Annotated in this window: 8 protein-coding genes and 1 pseudogene; 8 read left to right on the top strand and 1 reads right to left on the bottom strand. The window is 43.6% G+C overall.

The annotated features are described in order from the left end of the window. The first annotated feature begins 105 nt into the window (after window positions 1–105). The 8 genes from mvk (at window position 106) to tig (ending at window position 7,765) form a co-directional block, all read left to right on the top strand. Window positions 106–984: a mevalonate kinase gene (mvk, locus tag QZ565_RS06265; RefSeq protein ID WP_295527067.1), complete on the top strand. Its 879-nt coding sequence runs from the start codon at window positions 106–108 to the stop codon at window positions 982–984. Next, window positions 966–1,919, top strand: a complete 954-nt coding sequence (gene mvaD / locus QZ565_RS06260) for a diphosphomevalonate decarboxylase (protein ID WP_295527064.1) — start codon at window positions 966–968, stop codon at window positions 1,917–1,919. Before mvk ends, mvaD begins: the two co-directional genes overlap by 19 nt. Further along, window positions 1,906–2,913 carry a phosphomevalonate kinase gene (locus tag QZ565_RS06255; RefSeq protein WP_295527061.1) on the top strand — a complete coding sequence of 336 codons (1,008 nt, stop codon included), beginning with the start codon at window positions 1,906–1,908 and terminating at the stop codon, window positions 2,911–2,913. Before mvaD ends, QZ565_RS06255 begins: the two co-directional genes overlap by 14 nt. Continuing rightward, window positions 2,897–3,907 carry a type 2 isopentenyl-diphosphate Delta-isomerase gene (fni, locus tag QZ565_RS06250; protein WP_295527058.1) on the top strand — a complete coding sequence of 337 codons (1,011 nt, stop codon included), beginning with the start codon at window positions 2,897–2,899 and terminating at the stop codon, window positions 3,905–3,907. Before QZ565_RS06255 ends, fni begins: the two co-directional genes overlap by 17 nt. A gap of 77 nt (window positions 3,908–3,984) precedes the next feature. Beyond that, window positions 3,985–4,683, top strand: a complete 699-nt coding sequence (gene liaF / locus QZ565_RS06245; protein ID WP_295527055.1) for a cell wall-active antibiotics response protein LiaF — start codon at window positions 3,985–3,987, stop codon at window positions 4,681–4,683. Further along, window positions 4,680–5,675 (top strand): sensor histidine kinase, encoded by a 996-nt coding sequence (locus QZ565_RS06240; protein WP_203212682.1) that lies wholly within the window; start codon window positions 4,680–4,682, stop codon window positions 5,673–5,675. Before liaF ends, QZ565_RS06240 begins: the two co-directional genes overlap by 4 nt. Before the next feature lie 13 nt (window positions 5,676–5,688). Further along, on the top strand, window positions 5,689–6,321 hold the full coding sequence (locus QZ565_RS06235) for a response regulator transcription factor (protein ID WP_295527048.1): 633 nt from the start codon (window positions 5,689–5,691) through the stop codon (window positions 6,319–6,321). A 160-nt stretch (window positions 6,322–6,481) separates the two neighbouring features. Continuing rightward, window positions 6,482–7,765: a trigger factor gene (gene tig, locus QZ565_RS06230; RefSeq protein WP_295527045.1), complete on the top strand. Its 1,284-nt coding sequence runs from the start codon at window positions 6,482–6,484 to the stop codon at window positions 7,763–7,765. Between the two features lie 47 nt (window positions 7,766–7,812). Here the strand turns inward: tig and QZ565_RS06225 are convergent. Next, window positions 7,813–8,892, bottom strand: a pseudogene (locus QZ565_RS06225) (ATP-binding domain-containing protein); the annotation flags it as partial. Between the last annotated feature and the right edge of the window lie 17 nt (window positions 8,893–8,909).

The raw sequence follows: 8,909 nt of genomic DNA, 5'->3' as shown, positions 1-8,909 counted from the left end.
AGCATCGCCTTACCGTACTCAAGTACAGCCTGCGGCTAGCTTCCTAGTTTGCTTTTTGATTTTCATTGAGTATGGGACGACTTTTTCGTCTAGCAAAAGGAAAAAATGACAAAAAAGGTTGGTGTCGGTCAGGCACATAGTAAGATTATTTTAATAGGGGAGCATGCGGTCGTTTATGGCTATCCTGCTATTTCCTTGCCTCTTTTGGAGGTGGAGGTGACTTGTAAGGTGGTACCTGCAGCGAGTCCTTGGCGTCTCTATGAGGAGGATACCTTGTCCATGGCAGTTTATGCTTCGCTGGAGTATTTTGATATCAAAGAAGCCTGCATTCGCTGTGAGATTGACTCGGCTATCCCTGAAAAACGGGGAATGGGTTCGTCAGCTGCTATCAGCATAGCGGCTATTCGTGCGGTTTTTGACTACTATCAGGCCGACCTGCCTCATGATGTATTGGAAATCTTGGTCAATCGGGCTGAGATGATTGCCCATATGAATCCTAGTGGTTTGGATGCTAAGACCTGTCTAAGTGACCAACCTATTCGCTTTATCAAGAACGTAGGATTTGCAGAGCTTGAGATGGACTTATCCGCCTATTTGGTGATTGCTGATACTGGCGTTTATGGTCACACTCGTGAAGCCATCCAAGTGGTTCAAAGTAAGGGGAAGGATGCCCTACCGTTTTTGCATGCCTTGGGAGAATTGACTCAGCAAGCAGAAGATGCGATTTCACAAAAAGATGCTGAGGGATTGGGACAAATCCTCAGTCAAGCGCATTTACATTTAAAAGAAATTGGTGTCAGTAGCCCTGAGGCAGATTCCCTCGTTGAAACGGCTCTGAGCCACAGTGCTCTAGGTGCCAAGATGAGTGGTGGTGGGCTAGGAGGCTGTATTATCGCTTTGGTAGCCAATCTGGACCAAGCACAAGAACTAGCAAAACGATTAGAAGAGAAAGGAGCTGTTCAGACATGGATCGAAAGCCTGTAACAGTACGTTCCTACGCAAATATTGCCATTATCAAATACTGGGGAAAGAAAAAAGAAAAAGAGATGGTACCTGCCACTAGCAGTATCTCTCTGACTTTGGAAAATATGTACACGGAGACGACCTTGTCGTCGCTACCGACGGATGCGACTGCCGATGCCTTTTATATCAATGGTCAGTTACAAAATGAGGCTGAGCATGCCAAGATGAGCAAAATAATCGACCGCTACCGTCCAGATGGTGAGGGCTTTGTTCGTATCGACACTCAAAACAATATGCCTACCGCAGCGGGCTTGTCCTCAAGTTCTAGCGGTTTGTCCGCTTTGGTTAAGGCTTGTAATGCTTATTTCAAGCTTGGTTTGAATCGGAGCCAGTTGGCGCAGGAGGCTAAGTTTGCCTCAGGTTCTTCCTCTCGGAGTTTCTATGGACCGCTAGGTGCCTGGGATAAGGATAGCGGGGAAATTTACCCTGTAGAGACAGACTTGAAACTAGCTATGATTATGTTGGTGCTAGAGGACAAGAAAAAACCAATCTCTAGTCGTGACGGGATGAAACTCTGTGTGGAAACCTCGACGACCTTTGATGACTGGGTCCGTCAGTCTGAGAAAGACTATCAGGATATGCTGGTTTATCTCAAGGAAAATGACTTTGCCAAGGTTGGGGAGTTAACGGAGGAAAATGCCCTGGCTATGCACGCTACGACAAAGACAGCATCACCAGCCTTTTCTTATCTGACGGACGCGTCCTATGAAGCGATGGACTTTGTCCGCCAACTTCGCGAGCAAGGAGAGGCCTGCTACTTTACTATGGATGCTGGTCCCAATGTCAAGGTCCTCTGTCAGGAGAAAGACTTGGAGCATCTATCTGAAATTTTCAGTCAACGTTATCGCTTGATTGTTTCAAAAACAAAGGATTTGAGCCAAGATGATTGCTGTTAAAACTTGCGGAAAACTCTATTGGGCAGGCGAATATGCTATTTTAGAGCCAGGGCAGTTGGCCTTGATAAAGGCCATTCCCATCTATATGAAGGGCGAGATTGCTTTTTCTGATAGTTACCGTATCTACTCGGATATGTTTGATTTCGCAGTTGATTTGACGCCAAATCCTGACTATAGCTTGATTCAAGAAACGATTGCTTTAGTAGAAGATTTCCTGACTTATCGAGGTCAAACTTTAAGACCTTTTTCTCTAGAAATCCGTGGCAAAATGGAACGAGAAGGCAAAAAGTTTGGTCTGGGTTCTAGCGGTAGTGTCGTTGTCTTGGTTATCAAGGCTCTGCTTGCTCTATATAATCTTTCTGTTGAACAGGATCTCTTGTTCAAGCTGTCCAGTACTGTCTTGCTCAAGCGCGGAGACAATGGTTCCATGGGCGACCTTGCCTGTATTGTGGCAGAGGATTTGGTTCTCTACCAGTCATTTGATCGCCAAAAGGTGGCAACTTGGTTGGAAGTGGAAAACTTGGCGACAGTTTTGGAGCGTGACTGGGGCTTTTCTATCTCACAAGTGAAACCAGCCCTAGAATGTGATTTCCTAGTGGGGTGGACCAAGGAAGTAGCCGTATCTGGTAACATGGTAAAGCAAATCAAGCAAAACATCAATCAGAAATTTTTAACTTCTTCAAAAGCAACGGTGACTGCTTTGGTAGAAGCTTTAGAACAAGGAAAAGCAGAAAAAATTATCGAGCAAGTAGCAGTAGCCAGTCAACTTTTAGAAGCCTTGAGCGCAGATATTTACACTCCATCGCTTAGACAGCTGAAAGAATCCAGTCAAGATTTGCAGGCTGTTGCCAAGAGTAGCGGTGCAGGTGGTGGTGACTGTGGTATTGCTTTGAGTTTTGATGAGCAATCAACTGAAACCTTAAAAAATCGTTGGGCCAATCTGGGGATTGAGCTCTTATACCAAGAAAGGATGGGACATGACGATAAATCGTAAGGATGAACACATCCGCTATGCTCTTGAGCAGAAAAGTTCCTATAACAGCTTTGATGAGGTGGAGTTGATTCATTCTTCCTTGCCTCTTTACGATCTAGATGAGATTGATCTGTCGACAGAGTTCGCTGGTCGAAAGTGGGACTTTCCTTTTTATATCAATGCCATGACAGGTGGGAGCGAAAAAGGTAAAGAAATCAATCAAAAGCTGGCTCAGGTGGCAGATGCCTGTGGGATTTTGTTTGTGACGGGTTCTTATAGCGCAGCCCTCAAGAATCCTACAGATGATTCATTTTCTGTCAAGTCTAGTCATCCAAATCTCCTTCTTGGAACCAATATTGGATTGGACAAGCCTGCTGAGTTGGGACTTCGGACTGTAGAAGAAATGGATCCTCTTCTACTGCAAGTGCATGTCAATGTTATGCAGGAATTACTCATGCCCGAGGGAGAAAGGAAGTTTAGAAGCTGGCAATCGCATCTAGCAGACTATAGCAAGCAAATCCCCGTTCCTATTGTCCTAAAGGAAGTGGGCTTTGGAATGGATGTGAAGACTATCGAAAGAGCCTATGAACTAGGGATTCGAACCTTTGACCTGTCAGGTCGTGGTGGTACCAGCTTTGCCTATATCGAAAACCGTCGCAGTGGTCAGCGTGATTACCTCAATCAATGGGGGCAATCCACCATGCAAGCCCTTATCAATGCCCAAGACTGGAAAGACAAGGTTGAACTCTTGGTTAGTGGAGGCGTTCGCAATCCGCTGGATATGATTAAGTGTTTAGTTTTTGGTGCCAAGGCTGTAGGACTGTCTCGAATCGTTCTGGAATTGGTGGAAAGCTACACAGTCGAAGAGGTGATTTCCATTGTTCAAGGCTGGAAAGCAGATCTGCGTTTGATTATGTGTGCCCTTAATTGTACCACCATAGCAGATCTGCAAAAAGTAGACTATCTTCTATATGGAAAATTAAAAGAAGCAAATGATCAGATGAAAAAGGCGTAACCACCGCCTTTTTTTCCATCTTCAGACCGAGGTGACTTTTTCCAATTGTGATAAAATAGAAGGTAGAGGATATGTGTATGAGAAAATTTAAAATCTTTTTATTTATCGAGGCCTGTCTTTTGACGGGAGCTCTGATTTTGATGGTATCAGAGCATTTTTCGCGTTTTCTGCTGATTCTATTCCTCTTTTTGCTTTTGATTCGCTATTACACTGGAAAAGAGGGCAATAACCTTCTGTTAGTGGCGGCAACCATTCTCTTCTTTTTCATCGTCATGCTCAATCCCTTTGTGATTCTAGCTATTTTTGTTGCGGTTATATACAGCCTCTTTCTTCTTTATCCGATGATGAACCAGGAGAAGGAGCAGACCAATTTGGTGTTTGAAGAGGTAGTGACGGTTAAGAAGGAGAAAAATCGTTGGTTTGGGAATCTCCATCATTTTTCAAGTTACCAGACTTGCCAGTTTGATGATATCAATCTCTTTCGTCTTATGGGTAAAGACACCATTCATTTGGAGAGGGTAATTCTAACCAATCATGACAATGTCATTATCCTCAGAAAGATGATAGGAACGACCAAAATCATTGTACCTGTTGATGTGGAAGTCAGTCTTAGTGTTAACTGTCTCTATGGGGATTTGACTTTTTTCAATCAGCCCAAGCGAGCCCTCCGCAATGAACACTACCATCAAGAAACAAGAGACTATCTCAAGAGTAACAAGAGTGTCAAGATTTTCTTGACCACTATGATTGGCGATGTGGAGGTGGTCAGAGGATGAAAAAACAAGCTTATGTAATGATTGCTCTCACCTCCATCCTGTTTGTCTTATTTTTCTCCCACAGCTTGCTGGACATCCTTGACTTTGACTGGTCTATTTTCTTGCACGATGTCGAAAAAACAGAAAAATTTGTCTTTTTGTTGTTGGTATTCAGCATGTCCATGACCTGTCTTTTAGCCCTGTTTTGGCGAGGTGTCGAAGAGCTTTCTTTACGAAAAATGCAGGTTAATCTCAAGCGTTTGTTGTCAGGGAAAGAAGTGGTTCAGGTTGCTGATCCAGATTTGGATGCCAGTTTCAAGTCCTTGTCAGGCAAACTTAACCTCTTGACAGAGGCTCTTCAAAAGGCTGAAAATCAAAGTCTTGCCCAAGAAGAGGAAATCATCGAGAAAGAACGAAAGCGGATTGCTCGGGATTTGCACGATACTGTCAGTCAGGAGTTGTTTGCGGCCCACATGATTTTGTCAGGTGTCAGTCAGCAGGCTTTGAAATTGGATAGAGAAAAGATGCAGACCCAGTTGCAGAGTGTCACAGCTATTTTAGAAACAGCCCAGAAGGATTTGCGGGTCTTACTCTTGCATTTGCGACCAGTTGAACTGGAGCAAAAGAGTCTGGTTGAAGGAATCCAAATTCTCTTAAAAGAGCTTGAGGACAAGAGTGATCTCAAGGTCAGTCTCAAGCAAAATGTATCTAAATTGCCTAAGAAAATCGAGGAGCATATCTTCCGTATTCTGCAAGAATTGATCAGCAATACCCTCCGCCATGCCCAGGCCTCTTGTCTGGATGTCTATCTCTATCAGACAGATTTTGAATTGCAACTGAAGGTGGTGGACAATGGAATTGGTTTTCAGTTAGCGAGTTTAGATGACTTGAGTTATGGACTCCGCAATATCAAGGAGCGGGTTGAAGATATGGCAGGGACGGTTCAGTTATTGACAGCTCCCAAGCAAGGGCTGGCAGTTGATATCCGTATTCCCCTGTTAGATGAGGAATGATAAAGGAGTAAAGATGAAAATTTTACTAGTAGATGACCACGAAATGGTCCGATTGGGCTTGAAAAGCTACTTTGACCTCCAAGACGATGTAGAAGTTGTGGGCGAGGCGGCAAACGGGTCTCAAGGGATTGATTTGGCCTTGGAACTGCGTCCAGATGTCATTGTCATGGATATTGTCATGCCTGAGATGAATGGGATTGAAGCGACCTTAGCTATCCTTAAAGAATGGCCTGAAGCCAAGATTTTAATTGTGACTTCTTACTTGGACAATGAAAAAATCATGCCTGTTTTAAATGCAGGTGCTCGGGGCTATATGCTCAAAACTTCTAGTGCAGATGAACTGCTCCACGCTGTCCGTAAGGTGGCTGCTGGGGAGCTCGCCATTGAGCAAGAGGTTAGCAAGAAGGTCGAATACCACCGCAATCATATGGAACTTCATGAAGAATTGACTGCGCGTGAGCGAGATGTGCTTCAACTCATTGCCAAGGGCTACGAAAATCAGCGCATAGCAGATGAACTCTTTATCTCTCTTAAGACGGTCAAAACCCATGTGTCCAACATTCTTGCCAAACTTGAGGTTAGCGATCGTACCCAGGCGGCAGTCTATGCCTTTCAGCACCATTTGGTAGGGCATGAGGAGTTTTAGTAGTTATATAAAATAATGTTGGATAAATGGCTGAACTTAGTATAAAAGAAGCGAGTAAGTACCTCTAGTATCATTGAAAAGCGCATTCATTACTTGAAAAAAGTCGCTCGTTTATGTTATAATAGACTGTATTTAAAAAATTTTAAGGAGAAATGACAGAATGTCTGTATCATTTGAAAACAAAGAAACAAACCGTGGTGTCTTGACTTTTACTATCTCTCAAGACCAAATCAAACCAGAATTGGACCGTGTCTTCAACTCAGTGAAGAAATCTCTTAATGTTCCAGGTTTCCGTAAAGGTCACCTTCCACGTCCTATCTTCGACAAAAAATTTGGTGAAGAGTCACTTTACCAAGACGTTATGAACGCTCTTTTGCCAAACGCTTATGAAGCAGCTGTAAAAGAAGCTGGTCTTGAAGTCGTTGCTCAACCAAAAATTGACGTAACTTCAATGGAAAAAGGTCAAGACTGGGTTATCACAGCTGAAGTCGTGACAAAACCTGAAGTAAAATTGGGTGACTACAAAAACCTTGAAGTATCAGTTGATGTAGAAAAAGAAGTAACTGACGCTGACGTTGAAGAGCGTATCGAGCGCGAACGCAACAACTTGGCTGAATTGGTTATCAAAGAAGCTGCTGCTGAAAACGGTGATACTGTTGTGATTGACTTTGTTGGTTCTATCGATGGTGTTGAATTTGACGGCGGAAAAGGTGAAAACTTCTCACTTGGACTTGGTTCAGGTCAATTCATCCCTGGTTTCGAAGATCAATTGGTAGGTCACTCAGCTGGCGAAACTGTTGATGTAGTTGTAACATTCCCAGAAGACTACCAAGCAGAAGACCTTGCAGGTAAAGAAGCTAAATTCGTGACAACTATCCACGAAGTAAAAGCTAAAGAAGTTCCAGCTCTTGACGATGAGCTTGCAAAAGACATTGACGAAGAAGTTGAAACACTTGCTGAATTGAAAGAAAAATACCGCAAGGAATTGGCTGAAGCTAAAGAAGAAGCATACAAAGATGCCGTTGAAGGTGCAGCAATTGATAAAGCTGTAGAAAACGCTGAAATCGTAGAGCTTCCAGAAGAAATGATTCATGAAGAAGTTCATCGTTCAGTAAACGAATTCCTTGGAAACTTGCAACGTCAAGGTATCAATCCTGACATGTACTTCCAAATCACTGGAACTACTCAAGAAGACCTTCACAAACAATACGAAGCAGAAGCTGAGTCACGTACTAAGACTAACCTTGTTATCGAAGCAGTTGCCAAAGCTGAAGGATTTGACGCTTCAGAAGAAGAAATCCAAAAAGAAATCGAGCAATTGGCTGCAGATTACAACATGGAAGTTGCACAAGTACAAAGCTTGCTTTCAGCTGATATGTTGAAACACGATATCACAATCAAAAAAGCTGTTGAATTGATTACAAGCACAGCAACAGTTAAATAATCTTAATAAACAAAAATCCCACCTGATTAGGTGGGTTTTCTTATGCACTATTTTCCAAAAATCTCTTTGAGGTCTGTGTCTGTAATCCCAATCATGGCGGGGATGCTATCCCAGTTTTCTTCGGTTAGAATATAGGATTGTTCAGAGGCACTTGATGTGGCAGTTTCAGAGACAGCTGGTTGCTTTTCTTCAACATTCTCCAATAAATCACTGAAGCGTTCAATCAGATAGGTTTTTCGGGCAGTTCCGATATGTTGAGTAGCATAGTCGAAGGCCTGTAATTCGCCTAGTAAGATAAGCTTGCTTTTGGCGCGTGTAATGGCTGTGTAGATGAGATTGCGCTCCAGCATACGCCTACTAGCACTAGTGATAGGTAGGATGACAACAGGGAACTCACTTCCCTGAGACTTATGGATACTCATGGCATAGGCCAAGCGAATCTTGTACCATTCGTTACGGGGGTAAGAGACTTCATTACCATCAAAATCAATGACAATCTCGTCTTGCTTCGATTCGGTATATTTTCCAGGAATCAGGTCTGTGATGGCTCCCAAATCTCCATTAAAGACATTGATTTCAGCATCGTTAACCAAGTGAATGACCTTGTCGCCCTTGCGATAGTGACACTGGGGAGCCTCAAAACTGAGTTGGTCTTTTTGTGGTGGGTTAAGGAGGTCTTGCATGAGCTGGTTGATGGCATCAATCCCTGCCGTCCCTCGGTACATGGGAGCCAGCACTTGGATATCACGAGCAGGGATGCCACTTCTGAGGGCAGCACCTAAGATTTTCTCAATGGTGGCAGGAATATGACCGCTAGCAATTTCAAAGTAGGAACGGTCTGCTTTTTTCTGGGTGAAATCAGCTGGCAAGATGCCCTGTCGAATCTGACTAGCTAGGGTGACGATGGTCGATTCTTCGCTTTGCCGGTAAATTTTTTCCAAGCGAGTCTGAGGAATCAAAGGAATATGAAGCAGGTCAGCTAGAACCTGACCGGGACTGACAGACGGTAGCTGGTCACTGTCGCCCACGATGAGGATTTTACTGTTAGAAGAGATGTTGGAGAAGAGTTGATTGGCCAGCCAAGTGTCCACCATGGAGAATTCATCCACGATGATAAAGTCAGCATCCCGCTAATACTACACAC

It is taken from the genome of uncultured Streptococcus sp. (genome assembly GCF_915066115.1).
Lineage (GTDB): Bacteria > Bacillota > Bacilli > Lactobacillales > Streptococcaceae > Streptococcus.
The sequence above is the reverse complement of the archived record's forward strand: the minus strand, read 5'-3'. Positions and strand labels throughout refer to the sequence as shown.

What these genes read in the sequence shown, in the direction of transcription:
- mvk (WP_295527067.1), top strand. Translation starts at nt 106, where the DNA reads ATGACAAAAAAGGTTGGTGTCGGTCAGGCACATAGTAAGATTATTTTA.
- mvaD (WP_295527064.1), top strand. Translation starts at nt 966, where the DNA reads ATGGATCGAAAGCCTGTAACAGTACGTTCCTACGCAAATATTGCCATT.
- QZ565_RS06255 (WP_295527061.1), top strand. Translation starts at nt 1,906, where the DNA reads ATGATTGCTGTTAAAACTTGCGGAAAACTCTATTGGGCAGGCGAATAT.
- fni (WP_295527058.1), top strand. Translation starts at nt 2,897, where the DNA reads ATGACGATAAATCGTAAGGATGAACACATCCGCTATGCTCTTGAGCAG.
- liaF (WP_295527055.1), top strand. Translation starts at nt 3,985, where the DNA reads ATGAGAAAATTTAAAATCTTTTTATTTATCGAGGCCTGTCTTTTGACG.
- QZ565_RS06240 (WP_203212682.1), top strand. Translation starts at nt 4,680, where the DNA reads ATGAAAAAACAAGCTTATGTAATGATTGCTCTCACCTCCATCCTGTTT.
- QZ565_RS06235 (WP_295527048.1), top strand. Translation starts at nt 5,689, where the DNA reads ATGAAAATTTTACTAGTAGATGACCACGAAATGGTCCGATTGGGCTTG.
- tig (WP_295527045.1), top strand. Translation starts at nt 6,482, where the DNA reads ATGTCTGTATCATTTGAAAACAAAGAAACAAACCGTGGTGTCTTGACT.